This is a genomic window from Pseudomonas sp. W2Jun17, assembly GCF_023127795.1.
Classification (GTDB): Bacteria; Pseudomonadota; Gammaproteobacteria; order Pseudomonadales; family Pseudomonadaceae; genus Aquipseudomonas; species Aquipseudomonas synxantha_A.
The window spans coordinates 380,530-403,260 of sequence record NZ_SPKO01000007.1 but is presented as its reverse complement, the minus strand read 5'-3'; the positions used below and the strand labels follow the sequence as shown (position 1 = coordinate 403,260).

The window sequence follows — 22,731 nt, the reverse complement described above, 5'->3', positions numbered from 1 at the left end:
GGATCACTATGCCGGCTTCATTCGTTCACCTGCGCCTGCACACTGAGTACTCCCTGGTCGACGGCCTGGTACGGATCAAACCACTGGTCAAAACCCTGGTGGGCATGAATATGCCTGCGGTGGCGGTAACCGATCAGAACAACATGTGTTCCCTGGTCAAGTTCTACAAGAACGCCATGGGCGCCGGCATCAAGCCGATCTGTGGCGCCGACCTGTGGCTGTCCAACAAGGACCCGGATAACCCACTGAGCCGCATCAGCCTGCTGGCGATGAACGGCGTGGGTTATCGCAACCTCACCGAGCTGATTTCCCGCGGCTTTATCGACGGCCAGCGCAACGGCTCGATCATCATCGAGCGCGAGTGGGTGGCCGAAGCCAGCGAAGGCCTGATCATGCTCTCGGCGGCTAAAGAGGGCGAGATCGGTATCGCGTTGCTGGGCGGTAATCCCCAGGAAGCCGAGGTGCTGGCACGTGAGTGGATGCAGGTATTCCCGGACCGTTTCTACCTGGAAGTCCAGCGTACCAACCGCCCCAACGATGAAGAACATCTGCATGCTGCCGTAGCCCTGGCCGATAAGCTGGGTGCTCCGCTGGTGGCGACCAACGATGTGCGGTTTATCAAGAAAGAAGATTTCGAGGCCCATGAAACCCGCGTGTGCATCGGCGAAGGCCGGGCCCTGGATGACCCGCGCCGCTCGAAGAATTACAGCGAAGAGCAATACCTCAAAAGCGCCGATGAAATGGCGCAGCTGTTCAGCGATTTGCCCGAGGCCCTGGAAAACTCCGTCGAGATCGCCAAGCGCTGCAACATCGAAGTGAAACTGGGCAAGCACTTTTTGCCCAACTTCCCGATACCCGATGGCATGACCATCGACGAATACTTTCGCAAAGTGTCGTTCGATGGCCTGGAAGAACGCCTTAGCGTTCTGCTGCCCAAGGACACCACTGAAGACTACGAAGCCAAGCGCCAGGTCTACGTTGATCGGCTGAATTTCGAGCTGGATATCATCATCCAGATGGGATTCCCCGGCTACTTCCTGATCGTAATGGACTTTATCCAGTGGGCCAAAAACAACGGCGTACCGGTAGGTCCCGGCCGGGGGTCAGGTGCTGGCTCGCTGGTGGCCTATGTTCAGAAGATTACCGACCTTGACCCGCTGGAATATGACCTGCTGTTCGAACGGTTCCTGAACCCGGAACGGGTGTCGATGCCCGACTTCGACGTCGACTTCTGCATGGATGGTCGTGACCGCGTGATTGAATACGTGGCCGAGAAATACGGCCGCAACGCGGTAAGTCAGATCATCACCTTCGGTTCCATGGCGGCGAAAGCGGTAATTCGCGACGTGGCGCGGGTGCAGGGCAAGTCCTACGGCCTGGCCGACCGCCTGTCGAAGATGATCCCGTTCGAAGTCGGCATGACCCTGGAAAAAGCCTACGAGCAGGAAGAAATCCTGCGCGACTTTATCAAGGTCGATGAAGAAGCCGCCGAAATCTGGGACATGGCGCGCAAGCTCGAAGGCGTGGTGCGTAACGTCGGTAAACACGCCGGTGGTGTGGTCATCGCGCCGACCAAGCTCACCGACTTTTCACCGATCTACTGCGATGAAGAAGGCGACGGCCTGGTCACCCAGTTCGACAAGGATGACGTGGAGGCGGCCGGCCTGGTGAAGTTCGACTTCCTCGGCCTGCGTACCCTGACGATCATCGACTGGGCACTCAAGACCATCAACCGCGACCGCGCCAAGGTCGGCGAAGAACCGCTGGATATCGCGTTTATCCCGCTGGACGACAAACCGACCTACAGCCTGCTGCAAAAGGCCGAAACCACGGCGGTGTTCCAGCTTGAATCCCGGGGCATGAAAGAGCTGATCAAAAAGCTCAAGCCCGACTGCCTGGAAGACTTGATCGCACTGGTGGCGCTGTTCCGTCCGGGCCCGCTGCAATCGGGCATGGTGGATGACTTCATCAACCGCAAGCACGGTCGCGCCGAGCTGGCTTACCCGCACTCCGACTATCAATACGAGGGCCTCAAGCCTGTATTGGCGCCGACGTACGGCATCATCCTGTATCAGGAACAGGTGATGCAGATCGCCCAGGTAATGGCCGGCTACACCCTCGGTGGTGCGGACATGCTGCGTCGCGCAATGGGTAAAAAGAAACCCGAGGAAATGGCCAAGCAGCGCGGCGGTTTCATTGAAGGTTGCGCCACCAACAACATCGACGCCGACCTGGCCGGTAACATCTTCGACCTGGTAGAAAAATTCGCCGGTTATGGTTTCAACAAATCCCACTCCGCCGCCTATGGCCTGGTGTCGTACCAGACCGCCTGGCTGAAAGCCCACTACCCGGCGCCGTTCATGGCTGCGGTACTGTCGGCCGATATGCACAACACCGACAAGGTCGTGACCTTGATCGAGGAAGTGCGCACCATGAAGCTGCGCCTCGATGCGCCGGACGTGAACGCCTCTGAGTTCAAGTTCACGGTGAATGACGAAGGTCGCATCATCTATGGCCTCGGCGCGATCAAGGGCGTGGGCGAAGGCCCGGTGGAGGCCATCACCGAAGCGCGTCAGGATGGGCCATTCAAGGACCTGTTCGACTTCTGCGCGCGTGTTGACCTCAAGCGCATCAACAAGCGTACCCTTGATGGCTTGATCCGCAGCGGCGCGCTCGACCGTCTCGGCCCGTATTTCCATGATGAGCCGAAGGCTTACCAGGCCAATATCGACCGTAACCGTGCGGTGCTGCTCACCGCCATGGAAGAGGCGATCAAGGCTGCCGAACAGACTGCCCGCACCCATGACAGCGGCCACGCCGACCTGTTTGGCGGGCTGTTCGTCGAAGAGGATGCGGATGTCTACGCCAATCATCGCAAGGCCAAGGAGCTGACCCTCAAGGAACGCCTCAAAGGTGAGAAAGACACCTTGGGCCTGTACCTCACCGGCCACCCGATTGACGAGTACGAAGGCGAAATCCGCCGTTTCGCCCGCCAGCGCATTATCGACCTCAAGCCCGCGCGGGATACCCAGACCGTCGCCGGCATGATCATCGCCCTGCGGGTGATGAAAAATAAAAAGGGCGACAAAATGGGTTTCATCACCCTGGATGACCGCTCGGGCCGGATCGAAGCGTCACTGTTTGCCGACGCGTTCCACTCCGCCCAGTCACTTTTGCAGACCGACGCCATGGTGGTGGTGGAAGGGGAGGTCAGCAATGATGACTTCTCCGGTGGCCTGCGCCTGCGTATCAAACGGGTGATGAGCATGGAAGATGCGCGCACCAACCTGGCCGAAAGCCTGCGCTTGAAGGTCAAGACCGAAGCGCTCAAGGGCGATCAGCTACGCTGGTTGGGTGACCTGCTCAAGCGCCACCGCGGCGCGTGCCCGGTAACCATGGAGTACACCGGCAGCGACGCCAAGGCCATGTTGCAGTTTGGTGAGACGTGGCGGATTGATCCGGCTGATGGCTTGATTCAAGCTTTGCGTGACCAGTTCGGGCGAGACAACGTCTTCCTCCAATACCGTTGACGGTCAGTACCCCTGACCTCGGCTGAACATTTAATCTCGACCTAAACGCGCCTCTCCCTTAAGGTAGGGCGCGAATAGACAACCGGCTGGCCAGGCACTCCTTGGCCGTCGACCCAAGACGGACGCTTATGAACCCGAATTTTCTTGATTTCGAACAGCCGATCGCTGACCTGCAAGCCAAGATCGAAGAGCTGCGCCTGGTCGGCAATGACAATTCGCTGAATATCGGCGACGAAATCGCTCGCCTGCAAGACAAAAGCAGCACGCTCACCGAAGACATCTTCGGCAAGCTGACCAGTTGGCAGATCGCGCGCCTGGCTCGCCACCCGCGCCGTCCGTACACCCTGGACTACATCGAACACATCTTCACCGAGTTCGATGAGCTGCACGGCGACCGCCACTTCTCCGACGACGCGGCCATTGTGGGCGGTATCGCTCGCCTGGACGACCAGCCGGTAATGGTGATCGGCCATCAGAAAGGCCGTGAAGTGCGCGAGAAAGTCCGTCGCAACTTCGGTATGCCGCGTCCGGAAGGCTACCGCAAGGCTTGCCGCCTGATGGAAATGGCCGAGCGCTTCAAGATGCCGATCCTGACCTTCATCGACACTCCGGGCGCATACCCGGGTATCGACGCCGAAGAGCGCAACCAGAGTGAAGCGATTGCCTGGAACCTGCGCGTCATGGCTCGCCTGAAAACCCCGATCATCGCCACCGTGATCGGTGAAGGTGGTTCCGGCGGTGCGCTGGCCATTGGCGTGTGCGACCAGTTGAACATGCTGCAATATTCGACCTACGCGGTGATTTCGCCGGAAGGTTGCGCCTCGATCCTGTGGAAAACCGCAGAGAAGGCGCCGGATGCGGCTGAAGCCATGGGCATCACCGCCGATCGCCTCAAGGGCCTGGGTATCGTGGACAAAGTGATCGCCGAGCCACTGGGCGGTGCCCACCGTGACCCGGCCGCGGCTGCCGCGACCATCCGTGCTGAACTGGGCTCGCAACTGGCGATGCTCAAGAAGCTGGATAACGAAGCGCTGCTGGCCCGTCGTTACGAGCGCCTTATGAGCTACGGTCTCTAAAGTCGACGCCGTAACTCAATGTGGGAGGGGGCTTGCTCCCGATAGCGGTGGATCAGTCACCAGATGCAGTGACTGACACTCAGCAATCGGGAGCAAGCCCCCTCCCACATTTGCTTTGTGTATGCTCGGCTTATGTATTCCAGATTTGCGGCGGGGACATCTGATGAAACCGGCTCTACCCGCCAGACTCCTGAAAACCCTGGCCCCCTGGCGCAATGCTCCGGCCTGGCGCATTGCATTCTCCGGTGGCCTCGACTCCACCGTCCTGCTGCACCTTCTGGCTTCCCTGGCAAACACCGAAACCCTGCCGCCCATCAGCGCTGTGCATGTCCATCATGGGCTGCAAGCGGCCGCTGACGCCTGGCCCAGTCATTGCCAAGCGTTATGTGACAGCCTGGGCATACCTTTGCAGGTCTTGCGTGTGCAGGTGCAACCCGGTGCCAGCCTGGAGCGTGCCGCGCGTAACGCACGTTACCAGGCGTTTACCGAGGTGATCGGGGCAGGGGAGGTGCTGCTCACCGCCCAGCATCGCGACGATCAAGCCGAGACCCTGCTGTTCCGCCTGTTACGCGGAGCCGGAGTGCGTGGGTTGGCGGCAATGCCCGAGCGTCGCCCGTTGGCGACGGGGCACTTGGTGCGGCCATTGCTGGCGGTTTCCCGGGGAGCATTGGAAGCCTACGCCCACGAACACCAATTGAAGTGGATTGAAGACCCTTCGAACGCCGATCCACGGTTCTCGCGCAATTACCTGCGTCACCAGGTCTTTCCAACGCTGACGCAGCGCTGGCCTCAGGCAGTATCAAGCCTGGCGCGCACTGCCGAGCACCTGAGTGAAGCCCAGGGCCTGCTCGATGAGCTGGCGCACATGGACCTGATCGCTGCGGATCAGCCTTCAGCGTTTCCCTGGTTGCCTTTGCCTTCCTTGGTCCTTGCTCCGTTGCGCGATCTTTCCGATGCGCGCCAGCGCAATGCCTTGCGTCATTGGCTGAATCCCCTGACTCGTCTGCCCGACAGTGACCACTGGGCCAGTTGGTACGCCCTGCGCGATGCCAAGGGGGACGCACAGCCGTTATGGCGCCTGGCCGACGGTCAGCTTCATCGTTGCGGCGAACGCATTTGGTGGCTGCCTTCCACGTGGTCGGAATTTTCCGACGTGTCGGTGAGCTGGCCCGATCCGCGAAATCCACTAGAGTTACCCGGGAACGGCCAACTGATGTTTGCCGGCAAGGCTCCCGAGGGACCCTTGTCGATTCGTTATCGCCAGGGTGGCGAAATCGTCGAAGTGCCAGGTCGAGGCCGGCGTGATCTCAAGCGCCTGTTGAATGAAAGTGGTATGCCGGGCTTCGTCCGTGGCAGATTGCCGCTGGTCTATCGGGGCGAGCAATTGCTGGCTGTACCAACGCTTGCGGGGCTGAGGGCCAGTCCGCTGGATGACTGGCAATTACATTGGTTGCCACAGACCTGCGATCAAGGTTTGAGCTGATAGCGCCTTTCCGGTAGACTACGCTCCCTTCTTGATACAACTTCTGTGGATTCGACTGAATCGCAGCAGTTGCCGATTACCAAGCAGTCTTTGCTGGGCGATTCCAAAAAATGTGTAGCGATCAACGTACCGGTGTTTCCTTGCTGGTCTGTCACAACGCGGCGGTTTTTTTGAAAGGTGCACTGTGATTAATGCAGGTGATCGGGGGCTTCGGCCTTCCTTCGCTTTCCCCGGCGGCTCGGACCGCTTTAACGCAGACTTCTAGGGTTTTTCATGACGCGCTACATATTCGTCACGGGCGGTGTTGTTTCTTCATTGGGGAAAGGCATTGCCTCCGCTTCATTGGCGGCCATCCTGGAGGCGCGGGGGCTTAAAGTCACCATGCTCAAGCTGGACCCGTACATCAACGTCGACCCGGGCACCATGAGCCCGTTCCAGCACGGTGAAGTGTTCGTCACTCACGACGGCGCCGAGACCGACCTGGACCTGGGCCACTACGAGCGGTTCATCCGCACGACCATGACCCAGAACAACAACTTCACCACTGGCCGTGTCTACGAGCACGTGCTGCGCAAAGAGCGCCGTGGTGACTACCTGGGTGCAACCATCCAGGTGATCCCGCACATCACCGACGAAATCAAGCGCCGCATCATCAAGGGTGCAGGCGATGCCGACGTGGCGATGGTCGAGATCGGTGGCACCGTGGGCGACATCGAATCCCAACCGTTCCTTGAAGCCATCCGCCAGCTGCGTTTCGAAGTCGGCGCCAAGCGCGCGATGCTGATGCACCTGACACTGGTGCCGTACATCGCCACCGCCGGCGAAACCAAAACCAAGCCTACCCAGCACTCGGTCAAGGAGCTGCGTTCCATCGGCCTGCAACCGGACGTACTGGTTTGCCGTTCCGATCACCCGATCGACATTTCCTCGCGCCGCAAGATCGCGCAATTCACCAACGTTGAAGAGCGTGCGGTGATCGCGCTGGAAGACGCCGACACCATCTACAAGATCCCGGGCATCCTGCATTCGCAGGGGCTGGATGATTTTGTGGTCGAGCGTTTCGGCCTGCAGTGCAATGGCGCGGACCTGTCCGAGTGGGAAGCCGTGGTCGACGCCAAGCTCAACCCTGAGCATGAAGTCACCATCGCCATGGTCGGCAAGTACATGGAGCTGCTGGACGCGTACAAGTCGCTGATTGAAGCGATGAGCCACGCCGGCATCAGCAACCGTACCAAGGTCAACCTGCGCTACATCGATTCCGAAGATATCGAGAACCAGGGCACTGCGCTGCTCGAAGGCGTTGACGCGATTCTCGTGCCGGGCGGTTTCGGCCTGCGTGGCGTGGAAGGCAAGATCACCGCGGTGCAATACGCTCGCGAGAACAAGGTGCCCTACCTGGGTATCTGCCTGGGCATGCAAGTGGCCGTTATCGAGTTCGCCCGTAACGTGCTGGGCTGGAAAGACGCCAACTCCACCGAGTTCGATCACAGCAGCGGCCACCCGGTCGTCGGCCTGATCACCGAGTGGGAAGACGCCACCGGCGCCGTTGAAACCCGTACCGAAACGTCCGACCTGGGCGGCACCATGCGCCTTGGTGCGCAGGACTGCTTGCTGGAAGCCGGCTCGCTGGTACACGACTGCTACGGCAAGGACGTAATCGTCGAGCGTCACCGTCACCGCTATGAAGTGAACAACAATCTGCTGCCGCAGATCAAAGAGGCTGGCCTGAAGATTTCCGGTCGCTCCGGTGACGGCAAGCTGGTTGAAGTGGTCGAAGCGCCGGATCATCCGTGGTTCGTGGCCTGCCAGTTCCACCCGGAGTTCACCTCGACGCCGCGCGACGGTCACCCGTTGTTCAGCGGTTTCGTCAAAGCAGCACTGACGCAACATCAGAAGAAGGCGTAACCCTGATGGCCCAGAAGATCATTCGCGTAGGCGATATCGAGATTGCCAACGACAAGCCCATGGTGCTGTTCGGCGGCATGAACGTGCTGGAAAGCCGCGACATGGCGATGCAGGTCTGTGAAGAATACGTGCGGGTTACCCAGAAGCTGGGCATCCCATACGTGTTCAAGGCCAGTTTCGACAAGGCCAACCGTTCTTCCGTGACCTCCTATCGCGGCCCGGGCCTTGAAGAAGGCATGCGGATCTTCCAGGACATCAAGCAAGCCTTCGGCGTGCCGATCATCACCGACGTCCACGAGCCTGAGCAGGCTGCCGTGGTCGCCGAGGTGTGCGACATCATCCAGTTGCCGGCCTTCCTGTCGCGCCAGACCGACCTCGTGGTCGCCATGGCCAAGACCGGCGCTGTGATCAACATCAAGAAAGCCCAGTTCCTCGCCCCTCAGGAGATGAAACACATCCTGAGCAAGTGCGTGGAAGCGGGTAACGACCAGTTGATCCTCTGCGAGCGTGGTTCGAGCTTCGGCTACAACAACCTCGTGGTGGACATGCTCGGTTTCGGCATCATGAAACAGTTCGAATACCCGGTGTTCTTCGACGTGACCCACGCGCTGCAAATGCCCGGTGGTCGCTCGGACTCCGCCGGCGGTCGCCGTGCCCAGGTCACCGACCTGGCCAAGGCGGGCATGAGCCAGTCCCTGGCAGGCCTGTTCCTTGAAGCCCACCCAGACCCGGACAACGCCAAATGTGATGGCCCATGCGCCCTGCGCCTGGACAAGCTGGAGCCATTCCTGGCCCAACTCAAGCAGTTGGACGAGCTGGTCAAGAGTTTTCCGACGGTAGAGACCGCGTAACTGCCATTTCTCCGGTAGAATTTCCCACGCTAAATGCTCAGGCCCTTGGGCCTGAGCCTTGTCGTCTGCAAGCCTGCCCCGTTGTTCCACCCTTGCGGTCGGTCAAAAGATTTCCTTCAGCTGCGTCGTTTTCGTCAACTTTGGAGTGTTTACAACAATGGCAAAAATCGTCGACATCAAAGGTCGTGAAGTTCTCGACTCCCGTGGCAACCCCACCGTCGAAGCCGACGTGCTTCTCGATAACGGCATCATCGGCAGCGCCTGCGCGCCGTCCGGTGCTTCCACCGGTTCGCGCGAAGCGCTGGAACTGCGTGATGGCGACAAGAGCCGTTACCTGGGCAAGGGTGTACTCAAGGCTGTAGCCAACATCAACGGTCCGATTCGTGACCTGTTGCTGGGCAAGGACCCGCTGGACCAGAAAGCCCTGGACCACGCGATGATCAAGCTCGACGGCACTGAAAACAAAGGCAGCCTCGGCGCCAATGCAATCCTCGCCGTGTCCCTGGCTGCCGCCAAGGCAGCAGCTCAGGACCAGGACCTGCCGTTGTACGCGCACATCGCCAACCTGAACGGCACCCCGGGCGTCTACTCGATGCCGGTACCGATGATGAACATCATCAACGGTGGCGAGCACGCGGATAACAACGTCGACATCCAGGAATTCATGGTGCAGCCGGTGGGCGCCAAGTCCTTCTCCGAAGGCCTGCGCATGGGCACCGAGATTTTCCATCACCTCAAGGCTGTACTGAAGGCCCGTGGCCTGAGCACCGCTGTGGGTGACGAAGGTGGTTTCGCACCGAACCTGGCGTCCAACGAAGATGCGCTGAAAGTGATCTCCGAAGCTGTGGCCAACGCTGGCTACAAACTGGGCACCGACGTGACCCTGGCCCTGGACTGTGCGGCCAGCGAATTCTATGAAGATGGCAAGTACAACCTGTCCGGCGAAGGCCAGGTGTTCAACTCAGAAGGTTTCGCTGAATACCTGAAGGGCCTGACCCAGCGCTACCCGATCATCTCGATCGAAGACGGCCTGGACGAGTCCGATTGGGATGGCTGGAAAATCCTCACCGACAAGATCGGCGAGAAAATCCAGCTGGTGGGCGACGACTTGTTCGTGACCAACACCAAGATCCTTAAAGAAGGCATCGACAAGAAGATCGCCAACTCGATCCTGATCAAGTTCAACCAGATCGGCACCTTGACCGAAACCCTGGAAGCCATCCAGATGGCCAAGGCTGCGGGCTACACCGCTGTGATCTCCCACCGCTCCGGCGAAACCGAAGACTCCACCATTGCCGACCTGGCCGTGGGCACTTCGGCGGGCCAGATCAAGACCGGCTCCCTGTGCCGTTCCGATCGCGTTTCCAAGTACAACCAATTGCTGCGCATCGAAGAGCAATTGGCAGGTAAAGCCAAGTACAACGGTCGCGGCGAGTTTCGCGGCTAAGCAGTAAATGGTAAAAAGTCGGCGGGTTGCGTCAGAAATTTCACGAAAGTGTGAATTTCGGCGCTAATCTGCTGACTGACAAGCGCAAGCCTGGTTTTTCCAGGCTTTGTGCTATCAGTTGCTGCAAAAGGTTTGCATGACTGTCTTTTTTCACTGGATATCCGGATTTCGATGCGCAGTCCCAATTGGTTGTTCCTCGTCTTGCTCTTGTTGCTGGCTGGCCTGCAGTACCGCCTATGGGTCGGTAATGGCAGCTTTGCGCAGGTGGAAGAGCTGACCCAGCAAATTGCCGACCAGCGTGCCGAAAACGAACGCCTGCTGGAGCGCAACCGTGTCCTGGACGCCGAAGTGCTTGAGCTGAAAAAAGGTACGGAGACCGTTGAAGAGCGGGCTCGCCATGAGTTGGGCATGGTCAAGGAGGGCGAGACCCTCTACCAGTTGGCCCAATGAATAACGATCTACCGGCCTTCTGGGCCGTGATTCCTGCCGCGGGCGTCGGTGCCCGTATGGCCGCGGACCGTCCCAAGCAATACCTGCAATTGGGCGGGCGCACTATTCTCGAACACAGCCTCGGCTGTTTTCTCGACCACCCCTCGCTCAAGGGCCTGGTGGTCAGTCTTGCTGTTGATGATCCTTATTGGCCCACCCTGGCGTGCGCCACAGACCCGCGCATCCAGCGTGCGGACGGTGGCTCGGAACGCTCGGGCTCGGTGCTTAATGCACTGCTGCACCTTAATGCCCTGGGTGCCAGTGATGATGACTGGGTGCTGGTGCATGACGCGGCGCGGCCTAACTTGAGCCGTGATGACCTCGACAAACTCTTGGCTGAACTGGCGGATGACCCGGTGGGCGGTCTGCTGGCGGTGCCGGCTCGCGACACGCTCAAGCGCGTCGACAAGCATGGCCGCGTGGTGGAAACCGTTGACCGCAGCCTGATCTGGCAGGCTTATACGCCGCAGATGTTCCGCCTGGGGGCCTTGCACCGCGCCTTGGCCGACAGCCTGGTGGCGGACGCCGTGATCACCGACGAAGCGTCGGCCATGGAATGGTCCGGCCAGGCGCCGCGGCTGGTCGAAGGGCGTGCAGACAATATAAAGGTCACCCGTCCCGAAGACCTTGAATGGCTGCGTCAGCGCCGGGCTTATCAGGCGTCCTGACCCTCAGCCGTAGACTTGCTCCAACCCGGGCAGGGTTTTCAGCTCGCTCACCAATGCCTCAATGCTGTCGAATGGCTTCTCATCAATAGGCCAGCCGACCACGTTGATGGAGTTCCGGCCTTCCTGGCTGTTGATCCTGAAACTGCGCAGGTCCCCGCGTCGGGACCGATAGTCAATGTGGGTGGCCTCGGTGAGCATGAATTGGCCTGGCCGTGTCAGCAGTGCCTGGGCCGACTTCACCACTCGACTGTGCGAAGGGCCGGGCTGTGATTCCATTGAGTGCTGCAACGCGGCAGGATCAACGCGCAAGACCAGGTTGGCTTTGACCGTGCCTTCCCCTTTGTTCAGGCCCAGGCTGGCGGTGCGCCCCGGATCGACTTCGATGCCCAACGGGTGGGTGCCCATCCTATCTTCTATCCGCAGGCCGATGCTGCCGGTGAGTTCGGCCAGCCCAGGGATGTCCTTGAACGTATTGGTATGGGTATCGCCCACCAGTGCGACCCATTTACCGGGTTGGCGCTTGGAGGTCTGGATCCACTGAATCACCTCGGTAGCGTAATAGTTCATCATCCGCTGGCGCAGGGTTCCCGCACTGTCGCGCATATCGCGAAGTATGTAGCTCACGGTGCAGTCGATCGGCTGGATCTTGATTCCGGCCTCTCGGGCTTTGGTCACGACGTTTGTGAATGAGTAATAGTGGTTTCGGGGCAATGGGTAGATCCCGTTCAGGAAGTTTGTCAGCGCCTCGGCCATAGGGGCGTTCTTCGACCGGTAAAAAGCCTTCAGCATCGGAATATGCACATCCGTCAGCAGATGTTCGAAGTAGATGCGTTTGACACCTTGGCTGGCGAGTATCTGCATGTTGTCGATCAGAAAGGCTTTGCTCGATTCGGCGCTGTGGCTTTCGCCGATCACGAGGCCGTCACTGGCACGTAGCAGTTTCTCGATAATGCTTTGCTGTGATTCGTTCAAGCTCAAGCGGGGGAGGACCGGCTGCAGGGGCGAGTAGGGCAGGTGGTGAAAGAAGATCGCCGAATCCTGGTTTAATTGGCTCCTTTTCTCAAAGAACAGTCTCCGGGCGTTGCTGATCGACTGTGCATCCATTCCGAAGGGTTCGAAATCTTCCGAAAATGAGCTGGTGTCGGTGAGCATCTGCACGACGGTCTCGCGCACGGGCGCTGGCATCTGGTAGGCGCTGAAGAAACTCAACTGCTGGGTGCTATCGAACAGTTTGTAAACCCGTTGCCAGGCATTGCGAAATGCCCCCCCTCCGGTCAATCCGGCACGTCGCCATTGCAGGTCGGAGCTCTGAATAGCGTAGAGACCCGTGGCTTGAGTCTTCTCGGGGGCTTCTGGATTATTCACGAACAGCTCAAAAGAACCCCAGTCATTCGGGCTTTTGTAGGTCAGGAAGGTCTCGCCCTGAATCTTGACGGTCTGCAAGCCGCTGGGAGATGTTGCAGCGACCAGGGGGCGAGTCTCGGTTTGGGCGGAGGCCTGAGTGATCACCTTGACGTTGATCTGGCCCTCCTCTGCCCGCGTAGCCGGGCCAAGCACGGGGCGTAACGCCTCGAGACTGCTCGCGCCTTTGCTGATGCCGTGGATAACCACCGGGAGCGCGTTCAGGGCGCCGAACACCATGCGCTCAACGGCGTGGGGTTTGTCCTTGAGCACGTCATCGGCGCCGATCGCCATGCCAGTCAAACCTGAGGTAATGAAACAAAACTCCGCCAGCAACGCGGTGCCCATGGTCAGCGCCACGGGGATCGCCAGCAGGCAGGCTTTATCCAAGGCGTCGAGGGTGTCGGCTTTGAATGTGTCCAAGGGCGAGACAACGGTTTTGGCTGCCAATTTTGCAATCCGACTGCGGATCTGTCGTGCGATAAACGCAAATGGGTTGCTTCTGAGCGCCGGATACATTGGGTTATTAATGTATTGCTCGGGGTCCCAATAACCGTTGCGCAACAAGCTATTGAAAAAACCGGCGGGGCTGGAAGATTCCGGGTACATCGCCATACCGATCAATGCTTCCTCGACACCACAGTAGATCAGGCCGGAGTCAATCGAGTCGGGTTCAAAGTGGTTGGTCAGCGCTTTGCGCTGGGTCGGGTCCTTGGCCACTTTTACCAGCGCATTGCGCATGTCCGTTGGGCTGTTGAAACCATGGATGGGGGAGGAGTTGCCGGGGACGTACAGCAGGGTGATCTGGCTCTGGGTGTCGGTAATCGTAAGAATGTCGGTGGCGTCGAACTGATGAATGCGCAGCACGCGCACGGATAAGTTTTTATCCGGTGAGTAGGGCGCCTGAAAATCTTCAAGGGTCAGGTTGCTGGCGTCCCTGTCGACGCCGATACCTGCCGCTCGTGCGGCCAGTTGCCGTTCTGCTTCGGTGAGCGTGAATTCTTCGTACTGATTGAGGTAAGCCTTGGCGAAGGCAATGCGCATCAGGGTGGTGTAATTGTCCCGATGCTCCCCCCAGAATTGGGTGATGGCCTTGTCATAGGTTTGTTCAAAGTTGCTTGAGTCAATCACCTTTCTGAGAACGGCTGGCGCGATCTCCAGTTGGGTGGTCGGGTCGTAGGCCTGAGGTTCGCTTTGCCGGTAAAGCGCCTCATACCGTCTGGGCGGGATCCAGCCGGAAGTGATGAACTCTTCGTTGAACATTTGCGGTATGCGGTTATCCATCAGGCGCGGCAGTTCATCGACGATATTGAAGTACGGCGCGATAGTGGAAAAGCCCGTGTTGTTGATCATGCCGCCAGGGGCATGGGGCGCATTGCAGATCATGGCCTCGGTCAGGCTCATGGATTGGACGATCACTGCAGTGTAGGGTGCATTGGGATTGTCGAGGTTGTATTCCAGAGTGGTCAGGAACGTAGTATCCGGGTCCAGTTGTTCCTGAGTGAATGGTTGTAGATGCTCGCAAAGCAATTGGGCTGCGATTGCGCTGGGCACCGGAAAGTCGGCCAGAACCTTTCGGACAAAATGATTGATATGCTGGAGTTGCCGAGTGTTGGACGTCATGGGCTTGCCTGGTTTTCTAATGAAAGCGGTTATTAACCGGTGTCCAGGCAATGCACGAACGGTAGCTGTTTATGTTCGATAGACCGAATTGTCACCCAAGCCTTCTTTGAGAAAGTCCACCAGCTTCCTGACCTTCGGCGACAAATGCCGCTGCTGCGGGTACAGCGCCCACACCGCCGTATTCGGTGGCTGATGCGCCTCCAGCAACGACACCAGCGCACCACTGTGCAAATGCTCCAGCACGTAATAATCCGGCAGCTGACACAGCCCTACACCTTGCAGCGCCGCATCCAGCACCGCCTGCCCACTGTTACAGCGCCAGTTTCCCTGAACCCTTTGGGAAAATTCCCGCCCGTCCTGGGCCAGTTGCCAGATATCCGAGCTGCCGATCAGGCAGTTATGCCGACTCAGTTCCGACAAGCTATGTGGCCGACCATAGCGTTCCAGGTAGGAAGGGGAGGCGCACAGGTACATGCGCCGCGGTGCCAGGCGGCTGGCGACCATGCGCGAGTCTTGCAGGCGACCCAGGCGGATGGCCAAATCCAGGCCCTCGTGCACCAGATCCAATTGACGGTTGCTCAGTTCGATATCCACCCGCAGTTGCGGATAGAGCGCCATGAACCGGGTCACCAGTGGCACGATAAAGCGCTCGCCATAGGCGACTGCGCAGGTCATGCGCAACATGCCCTTGGGTTCGCTGGTGAGGTCGCCTACTGCCCGCAGGGCTTCTTCGCGACCATCCTGCAAACGCTGGCAATGTTGCAGAAACGTCTGACCCGCTTCGGTCAGCGTCACCTTGCGTGTACTGCGATACAACAGGCGCGTTTGCAACCGCTCCTCCAGGCGTGCCACCTGGCGGCTTATATGGGACGACGATACTCCCAGGCGCTCTGCCGCCGCCGTGAATTGGCTGCACTCGGCCACTGCGACGAATTCATCGATGCCTTCCCAGCGGTTTTCCAGCATGGTCATTATCCCTGTACAGCAATAAAGTTTTGCTTTCGCCTGGATTATTAATCAGGCAGCCATGTTTTACACTGCTGCAATCAATTTTTAACCCCCTGGAGAAACCCGGATGATCAAGTCCCGCGCCGCCGTAGCCTTCGAAGCCAAGAAGCCCCTTGAGATCGTGGAAGTGGACGTCGCCATGCCCAAGGCTGGCGAGGTGCTGTTGCGGGTGGTTGCCTCCGGCGTGTGCCACACCGATGCCTATACGTTGTCGGGTGCGGACCCGGAAGGCATTTTTCCGTCGATCCTGGGTCACGAAGGCGGCGCAGTGGTCGAAGCCATCGGCGAGGGCGTAACTTCAGTCGCTGTCGGCGATCATGTGATCCCGCTGTACACCCCGGAATGTGGCAAGTGCAAATTCTGCCTGTCGGGCAAGACCAACCTGTGCCAGGCCATCCGTTCTACCCAAGGCAAAGGCCTGATGCCGGATGGCACTACGCGCTTTTCCTACAAGGGCCAGCCGATTTTCCACTACATGGGCACGTCGACGTTCTCCGAGTACACCGTGTTGCCGGAAATCTCCGTGGCCAAGATTCCTAAGGAAGCTCCGCTGGAAAAAGTCTGCCTGCTTGGTTGCGGCGTCACCACAGGCATCGGCGCGGTGCTCAACACCGCCAAGGTCAAACCGGGCGACACCGTGGCTATCTTCGGGCTGGGCGGTATCGGCCTGTCGGCCGTGATCGGCGCGGTCAAGGCCAAGGCCGGTCGCATCATTGCCATCGACATCAACCCGGCCAAGTTCGAAATCGCCAAGCAACTGGGGGCTACCGACTGCATTAACCCGAAAGATTACGACCGCCCAATCCAGGACGTGATTGTCGATTTGACCGACGGCGGCGTGGACTTTTCCTTCGAGTGCATCGGCAATGTGCAACTGATGCGTGCGGCGCTTGAGTGCTGCCATAAAGGCTGGGGCGAGTCGGTGATCATCGGCGTGGCCGGTGCCGGCCAGGAAATCGCTACGCGTCCGTTCCAACTGGTCACCGGGCGCGTCTGGCGCGGTTCGGCATTCGGTGGCGTGCGTGGGCGCACAGAGCTGCCAAGCTACGTGGAAATGGCCCAGACCGGTGAGATCCCGCTGGACACCTTCATCACCCACACCATGGGCCTTGAAGATATCAACAAAGCGTTTGACCTGATGCATGAAGGCAAGAGCATTCGTACCGTCATTCACTTCTGAGGTCGGCCATGAGTCTGGAAAACCTGTCATGCCAGAAGAGCTTCGGCGGCTGGCATAAACGCTACAAGCATCATTCCGATGTGCTCGGTTGCGACATGACCTTCGCCGTCTATCTGCCGCCGCAAGCAGAGCAGGGCGGTAAGTTGCCGGTACTGTACTGGCTGTCCGGCTTGACCTGCACCGATGAGAACTTCATGCAGAAGGCTGGCGCCCAGCGCATGGCCGCCGAGCTGGGTTTGATTATCGTCGCACCGGACACCAGCCCCCGCGGCCCCGGTGTGCCGGACGATCCGGACAACGCCTGGGACTTCGGCCTCGGCGCTGGTTTCTATCTGAACGCCACGCAGGAGCCCTGGGCCCAGCACTATCGGATGCATGACTACGTAGTGCAGGAGTTGCCGGCCTTGGTGGAGGCGCATTTCCCGGCGTCGGCTAAACGCGGCATCAGCGGTCACTCCATGGGCGGACATGGCGCATTGGTATGCGCGCTGCGTAACCCGGGACGCTACCAATCGGTGTCGGCGTTTTCGCCAATCAACAATCCGATGGACTGCCCCTGGGGCCAGAAAGCTTTTTCCCGTTACCTGGGCGAAGAGCGTTCCAAGTGGCGTGAATGGGATGCCTGCGTGCTGATCAGCGAAGCCTCGGAAAAACTGCCGCTACTGGTGGACCAGGGCGATCGTGACGATTTCCTTGCGGTTCAGCTCAAGCCCGAGGCCCTGCAGCAAGCGGCCAAGGCGGCCAACCATCCGTTGGAACTGCGCCTGCAACCTGGCTACGACCACAGCTACTTTTTCATCGCCAGCTTCATCGAAGACCATTTGCGCCATCATGGTCGTGCTTTGCTCGGTTAATGTGAGGCAAAAGTAGGTAGAATCACGCCCTGAATTAAATCGGGGCGTTTTTTTATGCGTATTGGCCACGGCTACGATGTGCACCGTTTCGCTGAGGGCGATTTCATCACCTTGGGCGGCGTGCGCATCGCACACCACCATGGGTTGCTGGCTCATTCCGACGGCGACGTTGTCTTGCATGCCTTGAGCGATGCCTTGCTCGGCGCGGCGGCATTGGGCGATATCGGCAAGCACTTTCCGGACACCGATCCGACCTTCAAAGGTGCGGACAGTCGTGTGTTGCTGCGCCATGTGGTCGGGTTGATCCATGCCAAGGGCTGGAAGGTCGGCAACGTCGACAACACCATCGTGGCCCAGGCGCCCAAGATGGCCCCCCATATCGAAGCGATGCGTGCGCTGATTGCCGCAGACCTGCAAATTGAATTGGATCAAGTCAACGTGAAAGCCACCACCACCGAAAAGCTCGGATTTACCGGTCGTGAAGAGGGCATCGCCGTGCACTCCGTTGCCTTGTTGCTGCGCGCATGAACGATTTGCAACTGCTGGGCCCGCGGGCCTACGGCGAGGCCTTGGGCAGCGCGGTGCTGAAGGCGACGGCAGAAGACTTCCAGGTTGATGAGGTGCTGGACATCCCGTTGACTGGTGACGGTGAGCACCTGTGGCTGTGGGTGGAAAAGCGCGGCTTGAATACTGAAGAGGCCGCACGGCGTATCGCCAAGGCCGCCGGTGTGCCGCTGCGCACCGTCAGCTATGCCGGGCTCAAGGACCGTCAGGCCCTGACCCGCCAATGGTTCAGCGTACAGTTGCCCGGCAAGGCCGACCCGGACCTGAGCGGTGCGGAAAACGACACCCTCAAGATCCTGAAAACCACCCGCCACAAGCGCAAGTTGCAACGTGGTGCGCATTCGGCCAACGGCTTTACCTTGCGTCTGACCCAACTGGCCGGCGATACCGCCGCCATCGACGCGCGTTTGCAGTTGATTGCCCGGCATGGCATTCCCAATTATTTCGGCGCCCAGCGCTTTGGCCACAACGGTGGCAACGTGGTGGATGCCCGTGAATGGGCTGCTCGCAAGGCCCTGCCGGAGCAACGCAACGTGCGTTCGCGGTTGCTGTCCACCGCTCGTAGCTACTTGTTCAACAAAGTGCTGGCAGCGCGTGTCGCCGACGGTTCCTGGCAGCGCGCCCAGGTGGGTGACCTGCTGGCCTTTACCGACAGTCGCAGCTTTTTCCCTGCCGGGGAGGCTGAATGCAGCGACCCGCGCCTGGCGATCCTGGACTTGCACCCGACTGGCCCACAATGGGGCGAAGGCGACTCGCCGGCGAAAGGTCTTACGCATGATCTGGAACAATCTGTCGCTGCCAGCGAATCCGACCTACGTGATTGGCTGGTGAATGCAGGAATGAGCCAGGAACGTCGCATTCTGCGACTGCCCATTGGCGGGTTGACGTGGCATTATCCCGGGCCTGACATTCTGCAATTGGAATTCGTCCTGCCGGCCGGATGCTTCGCCACTGTCTTGGTGCGCGAGCTTGTTGATCTGGTGCCGGTGGGGCAGACGGACAGCCCATGCGTATTCTGATATCAAACGATGACGGTGCCACCGCACCCGGTCTTGCCGCGCTCTATGCTGCGCTGCAGGATTACGCCGAGTGCGTGGTGGTTGCCCCCGACCAGGACAAGAGCGGCGCCAGCAGTTCGCTGACGCTCGACCGTCCGCTGCACCCGCAGGTTCTGGCCAATGGCTTTATCAGCGTAAACGGCACCCCCACCGACTGCGTGCACCTGGCAATCAACAGTTTGCTGGAGCATGAGCCGGACCTGGTGGTGTCGGGAATCAACCTGGGCGCCAACCTGGGTGATGACGTGCTGTATTCCGGCACCGTGGCGGCGGCCCTTGAAGGGCGCTTCCTGGGGCGCACCGCGTTCGCCTTTTCCTTTGCTTCGCGGCAACTGGATAACCTGGCGACCGCGGCGTATTTCGCGCGCAAGCTGGTGCAGGCCCATGAGTCTCTGGACCTGCCGCCGCGTACGGTACTCAACGTGAATATTCCCAATCTGCCCCTCGACCGTATCCGCGGTATCCAGCTGACGCGCCTGGGCCATCGCGCGCGCGCGGCGGCGCCCCTGAAGGTGGTCGACCCGCGCGGCAAGGAAGGCTATTGGATCGCCGCGGCCGGTGATGCCGAGGATGGCGGGGAAGGCACGGATTTTCATGCGGTGATGCAAGGCTATGTGTCAATTACCCCGTTGCAATTGGATCGCACCTTCAGTGATGCCTTCAGTGGCCTCGATGGCTGGCTGGAGGGACTGCGTTGATGGCTCGTGAACAAGACGACTTGTTGCGCCGTGGCATCGGGATGACTTCCCAGCGCACCCGGGAGCGGTTGATCCAGCGTCTGTACGAAGAAGGCTTGTCCAACGCCCAGGTGCTGGAAGTGATTCGGCGTACGCCGCGGCACCTGTTTGTCGATGAGGCCCTGGCGCACCGCGCCTATGAAGACACGGCGTTGCCTATCGGCCACAACCAGACCATCTCCCAGCCCTACATGGTTGCGCGCATGAGCGAGCTGTTGCTGGCGGCCGGGCCCCTGGACAAGGTGCTGGAGATCGGCACCGGCTCCGGTTACCAGACAGCTGTGCTGTCACAGTTGGTAGAGCGAGTGTTTTCGGTAGAGCGCATCAAGGTGCTGCAGGACCGTGCCAAGGAGCGCCTGGTAGAACTGAACCTGCGCAACGTGGTGTTTCGCTGGGGCGATGGCTGGGAAGGCTGGCCGGCGCTGGCGCCGTACAACGGCATTATTGTCACCGCCGTGGCCACCGATGTGCCTCAAGCTCTGTTGGATCAGTTGGCGCCGGGCGGGCGGCTGGTCATCCCGGTGGGCTCCGGCGAAGTGCAACAGTTGATGCTTATTATCCGCGAGGAAGAAGGCTTTTCCCGGCACGTGCTGGGCGCCGTGCGCTTCGTGCCGCTGTTGAATGGCCCCTTGGCCTGAGCATTTATTCCCTGGCAGTGAATTCTGCTGGCGAGGATGTGTCTTACGCCGGGGTCTATTGAATCAACAGGCTTGGCAGCCGCAATTGAACAAGATGAATTTTTCGTTTCAGTCGGGTGCCAGTAAAAAGCCAATGCCCAGTTATACTTGCGTCATATTTCAAGCCTGATCCAGGCGTTAACGTTCAGCCACCACAAAGGGAGCGGCGGGTGAGTCTCACAGGTCCTGCGCAGCGAATGAGTAAAACAAGCTTTCAGCGACTGGTGCTTGGCCTTGTCTTGAGTTCCTTATTGGCCGCCTGCTCGAGCACGCCATCGGGCGGTGCGCGTGTCGTTGACCGCACCAACGCAGCACCGCAGCGGCCCACGGTGACCACGGGCCAGTATGTGGTGCGCAAAGGCGACACACTGTTCTCCATTGCCTTCCGTTATGGCTGGGACTACAAGGCGCTGGCCGCTCGTAACAACATTCCCGTGCCCTACACCATTCATCCAGGGCAGACCATTCGTTTCGATGGCCGCACAGGTTCGGCGGCTACGGCAGTTGTGACAAAGTCGGGATCTTCGCCATCGTCTTCGAGCAAAACCACCGTCATCACCCGGCCTGCAGGCAGTGCTTCGCCTAGCGTTGCAAGCAAGCCCGCACCCGCGCCGTTGCCACCTGCAGGGCCGGCGCCGACCGGCTGGGGATGGCCTTCAAATGGCGTACTGATTGGAAAATTCTCTTCAAACGGTAGTTTGAATAAAGGCATTGATATCGCCGGGGATTTGGGACAGCCTGTTTTAGCTGCGTCTGATGGGACAGTGGTGTACGCCGGGAGTGGTCTACGGGGCTACGGCGAGCTGGTCATCATCAAACACAGCGATACCTACGTCAGTGCCTACGGTCATAACCGCAGGCTGTTGGTTCGGGAGGGGCAGCAGGTCAAAGTCGGACAGACAATTGCCGAAATGGGTTCAACGGGCACAGACCGGGTGAAACTGCACTTTGAGATTCGCCGCCAAGGGAAGCCTGTAGATCCGCTGCAATTCCTGCCCCGTCGTTGATGTGTTGCACAGCCTGTTCCCTCACGTAGAAGGAACAGGCTCCAGCGTTGCCAAGGATAAAGGCGTCGCTTGAGCTTGAGGTCGAACTCACCAAAGGACTATAACAATGGCTCTCAGTAAAGAAGCGCCGGAGTTTGACATCGACGATGAGGTTCTCCTTATGGAGGCCGGCATCGATACGGATCCGATGTCAGATAATGAAGGAGCGGCACCACCTTCAGTTCGTACCAAATCCAGGAACGCCTCCGCGTTAAAGCAACACAAGTACATTGACTACACTCGGGCGCTCGATGCGACTCAGTTGTACCTCAATGAAATCGGCTTTTCCCCTCTGCTCACTCCCGAAGAAGAAGTCCATTTTGCGCGCTTGTCGCAGAAGGGCGATCCGGCTGGGCGCAAACGCATGATTGAAAGCAACCTGCGCCTGGTGGTGAAAATCGCCCGACGCTACGTCAATCGTGGGCTGTCGCTGCTGGACTTGATCGAAGAGGGCAACCTGGGCTTGATTCGGGCGGTGGAGAAGTTCGACCCCGAGCGGGGCTTCCGCTTCTCGACGTATGCCACCTGGTGGATTCGCCAGACCATCGAACGGGCGATCATGAATCAGACCCGCACGATCCGGCTGCCGATCCATGTGGTCAAGGAGCTCAACGTCTACCTGCGGGCGGCGCGTGAGCTGACGCAAAAACTCGATCATGAACCTTCGCCTGAAGAGATCGCCAACCTGCTGGAAAAACCGGTAGGGGAGGTCAAGCGCATGCTGGGCCTTAACGAGCGTGTATCGTCGGTCGATGTCTCGCTGGGGCCGGATTCGGATAAAACCCTGCTGGACACCCTGACGGATGATCGCCCGACCGATCCCTGCGAGCTGTTGCAGGACGATGATCTTTCCCAAAGTATTGACCAGTGGCTGTCAGAGCTTACGGACAAGCAGCGTGAGGTGGTGATTCGCCGCTTCGGCCTGCGTGGTCACGAGAGCAGCACCCTGGAAGATGTAGGCCTGGAGATTGGCCTGACCCGTGAGCGGGTGCGGCAGATCCAGGTGGAGGGCCTCAAGCGCTTGCGTGAGATCCTTGAGAAGAATGGCTTGTCGAGTGAGTCGTTGTTCCAGTAAGCGACGCAGCTTGAAAGCTTGGATGTGGGAGGGGGTACGCCCCCTCCCACATTTTTTAT

General features: G+C 59.4%; 18 protein-coding genes. 16 read left to right on the top strand and 2 right to left on the bottom strand.

Going from position 1 to position 22,731, the window contains the following annotated elements; all coding sequences use genetic code 11:
• Positions 1–8: 8 nt before the first annotated feature.
• The 8 genes from dnaE to ispD all read left to right on the top strand — a co-directional run bounded on the left by dnaE (position 9) and on the right by ispD (position 11,449).
• Complete coding sequence (gene dnaE, locus E4O98_RS05200; protein WP_032877369.1) at positions 9–3,530, top strand: DNA polymerase III subunit alpha; 3,522 nt, start codon at positions 9–11, stop codon at positions 3,528–3,530.
• Between the two features lie 128 nt (positions 3,531–3,658).
• The gene (locus tag E4O98_RS05195; RefSeq protein ID WP_003189182.1) at positions 3,659–4,606 is read left to right on the top strand and encodes an acetyl-CoA carboxylase carboxyltransferase subunit alpha; all 948 of its coding nucleotides are present in this window, start codon (positions 3,659–3,661) and stop codon (positions 4,604–4,606) included.
• A gap of 163 nt (positions 4,607–4,769) precedes the next feature.
• Positions 4,770–6,089 (top strand): tRNA lysidine(34) synthetase TilS, encoded by a 1,320-nt coding sequence (tilS, locus tag E4O98_RS05190; RefSeq protein WP_103733454.1) that lies wholly within the window; start codon positions 4,770–4,772, stop codon positions 6,087–6,089.
• Positions 6,090–6,362: 273 nt separating this feature from the next.
• Complete coding sequence (locus tag E4O98_RS05185) at positions 6,363–7,994, top strand: CTP synthase (RefSeq protein WP_005785740.1); 1,632 nt, start codon at positions 6,363–6,365, stop codon at positions 7,992–7,994.
• 5 nt (positions 7,995–7,999) lie between these two features.
• On the top strand, positions 8,000–8,845 hold the full coding sequence (kdsA, locus tag E4O98_RS05180) for a 3-deoxy-8-phosphooctulonate synthase (protein ID WP_003189190.1): 846 nt from the start codon (positions 8,000–8,002) through the stop codon (positions 8,843–8,845).
• A 157-nt stretch (positions 8,846–9,002) separates the two neighbouring features.
• Positions 9,003–10,292 (top strand): phosphopyruvate hydratase, encoded by a 1,290-nt coding sequence (gene eno, locus E4O98_RS05175; RefSeq protein WP_003189193.1) that lies wholly within the window; start codon positions 9,003–9,005, stop codon positions 10,290–10,292.
• A gap of 171 nt (positions 10,293–10,463) precedes the next feature.
• On the top strand, positions 10,464–10,742 hold the full coding sequence (gene ftsB, locus E4O98_RS05170) for a cell division protein FtsB (RefSeq protein ID WP_003189195.1): 279 nt from the start codon (positions 10,464–10,466) through the stop codon (positions 10,740–10,742).
• The gene (gene ispD / locus E4O98_RS05165) at positions 10,739–11,449 is read left to right on the top strand and encodes a 2-C-methyl-D-erythritol 4-phosphate cytidylyltransferase (protein WP_005785745.1); all 711 of its coding nucleotides are present in this window, start codon (positions 10,739–10,741) and stop codon (positions 11,447–11,449) included. Before ftsB ends, ispD begins: the two co-directional genes overlap by 4 nt.
• 3 nt (positions 11,450–11,452) lie before the next feature.
• Here the strand turns inward: ispD and E4O98_RS05160 are convergent, their stop codons facing one another.
• A complete protein-coding gene (locus tag E4O98_RS05160; protein WP_228309473.1) occupies positions 11,453–14,473 on the bottom strand; it encodes a membrane-targeted effector domain-containing toxin in 3,021 nt (1,006 codons plus the stop codon).
• Between the two features lie 69 nt (positions 14,474–14,542).
• Positions 14,543–15,439, bottom strand: coding sequence for a LysR substrate-binding domain-containing protein (locus tag E4O98_RS05155; RefSeq protein WP_005785749.1), 897 nt, complete (start codon positions 15,437–15,439; stop codon positions 14,543–14,545).
• A 109-nt stretch (positions 15,440–15,548) separates the two neighbouring features.
• Here E4O98_RS05155 and E4O98_RS05150 point away from each other — a divergent pair, with 109 nt between their 5' ends.
• From E4O98_RS05150 to rpoS, 8 genes are all read left to right on the top strand, one after another.
• A complete protein-coding gene (locus E4O98_RS05150; RefSeq protein ID WP_005785751.1) occupies positions 15,549–16,661 on the top strand; it encodes an S-(hydroxymethyl)glutathione dehydrogenase/class III alcohol dehydrogenase in 1,113 nt (370 codons plus the stop codon).
• Between the two features lie 8 nt (positions 16,662–16,669).
• A complete protein-coding gene (fghA, locus tag E4O98_RS05145; RefSeq protein WP_032877364.1) occupies positions 16,670–17,515 on the top strand; it encodes an S-formylglutathione hydrolase in 846 nt (281 codons plus the stop codon).
• A 54-nt stretch (positions 17,516–17,569) separates the two neighbouring features.
• Entirely contained in the window at positions 17,570–18,043 is a 474-nt protein-coding gene (gene ispF, locus E4O98_RS05140) for a 2-C-methyl-D-erythritol 2,4-cyclodiphosphate synthase (protein ID WP_032877363.1), read from the top strand.
• Positions 18,040–19,098 carry a tRNA pseudouridine(13) synthase TruD gene (truD, locus tag E4O98_RS05135; protein ID WP_032877362.1) on the top strand — a complete coding sequence of 353 codons (1,059 nt, stop codon included), beginning with the start codon at positions 18,040–18,042 and terminating at the stop codon, positions 19,096–19,098. The genes ispF and truD overlap by 4 nt, the downstream gene beginning before the upstream one ends.
• Complete coding sequence (gene surE, locus E4O98_RS05130) at positions 19,086–19,835, top strand: 5'/3'-nucleotidase SurE (RefSeq protein ID WP_005785760.1); 750 nt, start codon at positions 19,086–19,088, stop codon at positions 19,833–19,835. Before truD ends, surE begins: the two co-directional genes overlap by 13 nt.
• Before the next feature lie 41 nt (positions 19,836–19,876).
• On the top strand, positions 19,877–20,512 hold the full coding sequence (locus tag E4O98_RS05125) for a protein-L-isoaspartate(D-aspartate) O-methyltransferase (RefSeq protein WP_010176736.1): 636 nt from the start codon (positions 19,877–19,879) through the stop codon (positions 20,510–20,512).
• Positions 20,513–20,721: 209 nt separating this feature from the next.
• A complete protein-coding gene (locus E4O98_RS05120) occupies positions 20,722–21,558 on the top strand; it encodes a peptidoglycan DD-metalloendopeptidase family protein (RefSeq protein WP_032877360.1) in 837 nt (278 codons plus the stop codon).
• A gap of 106 nt (positions 21,559–21,664) precedes the next feature.
• Positions 21,665–22,672: an RNA polymerase sigma factor RpoS gene (rpoS, locus tag E4O98_RS05115; RefSeq protein WP_032877359.1), complete on the top strand. Its 1,008-nt coding sequence runs from the start codon at positions 21,665–21,667 to the stop codon at positions 22,670–22,672.
• The last annotated feature ends 59 nt before the right edge of the window (positions 22,673–22,731 follow it).

Coding starts and splice junctions, on each gene's coding strand:
- ispD (WP_005785745.1), top strand. CDS start 10,739: ATGAATAACGATCTACCGGCCTTCTGGGCCGTGATTCCTGCCGCGGGC.
- E4O98_RS05160 (WP_228309473.1), bottom strand. CDS start 14,473: ATGACGTCCAACACTCGGCAACTCCAGCATATCAATCATTTTGTCCGA.
- rpoS (WP_032877359.1), top strand. CDS start 21,665: ATGGCTCTCAGTAAAGAAGCGCCGGAGTTTGACATCGACGATGAGGTT.
- tilS (WP_103733454.1), top strand. CDS start 4,770: ATGAAACCGGCTCTACCCGCCAGACTCCTGAAAACCCTGGCCCCCTGG.
- kdsA (WP_003189190.1), top strand. CDS start 8,000: ATGGCCCAGAAGATCATTCGCGTAGGCGATATCGAGATTGCCAACGAC.
- E4O98_RS05185 (WP_005785740.1), top strand. CDS start 6,363: ATGACGCGCTACATATTCGTCACGGGCGGTGTTGTTTCTTCATTGGGG.
- E4O98_RS05195 (WP_003189182.1), top strand. CDS start 3,659: ATGAACCCGAATTTTCTTGATTTCGAACAGCCGATCGCTGACCTGCAA.
- E4O98_RS05150 (WP_005785751.1), top strand. CDS start 15,549: ATGATCAAGTCCCGCGCCGCCGTAGCCTTCGAAGCCAAGAAGCCCCTT.
- E4O98_RS05125 (WP_010176736.1), top strand. CDS start 19,877: ATGACTTCCCAGCGCACCCGGGAGCGGTTGATCCAGCGTCTGTACGAA.
- ispF (WP_032877363.1), top strand. CDS start 17,570: ATGCGTATTGGCCACGGCTACGATGTGCACCGTTTCGCTGAGGGCGAT.
- dnaE (WP_032877369.1), top strand. CDS start 9: ATGCCGGCTTCATTCGTTCACCTGCGCCTGCACACTGAGTACTCCCTG.
- fghA (WP_032877364.1), top strand. CDS start 16,670: ATGAGTCTGGAAAACCTGTCATGCCAGAAGAGCTTCGGCGGCTGGCAT.
- eno (WP_003189193.1), top strand. CDS start 9,003: ATGGCAAAAATCGTCGACATCAAAGGTCGTGAAGTTCTCGACTCCCGT.
- surE (WP_005785760.1), top strand. CDS start 19,086: ATGCGTATTCTGATATCAAACGATGACGGTGCCACCGCACCCGGTCTT.
- E4O98_RS05155 (WP_005785749.1), bottom strand. CDS start 15,439: ATGCTGGAAAACCGCTGGGAAGGCATCGATGAATTCGTCGCAGTGGCC.
- ftsB (WP_003189195.1), top strand. CDS start 10,464: ATGCGCAGTCCCAATTGGTTGTTCCTCGTCTTGCTCTTGTTGCTGGCT.
- truD (WP_032877362.1), top strand. CDS start 18,040: ATGAACGATTTGCAACTGCTGGGCCCGCGGGCCTACGGCGAGGCCTTG.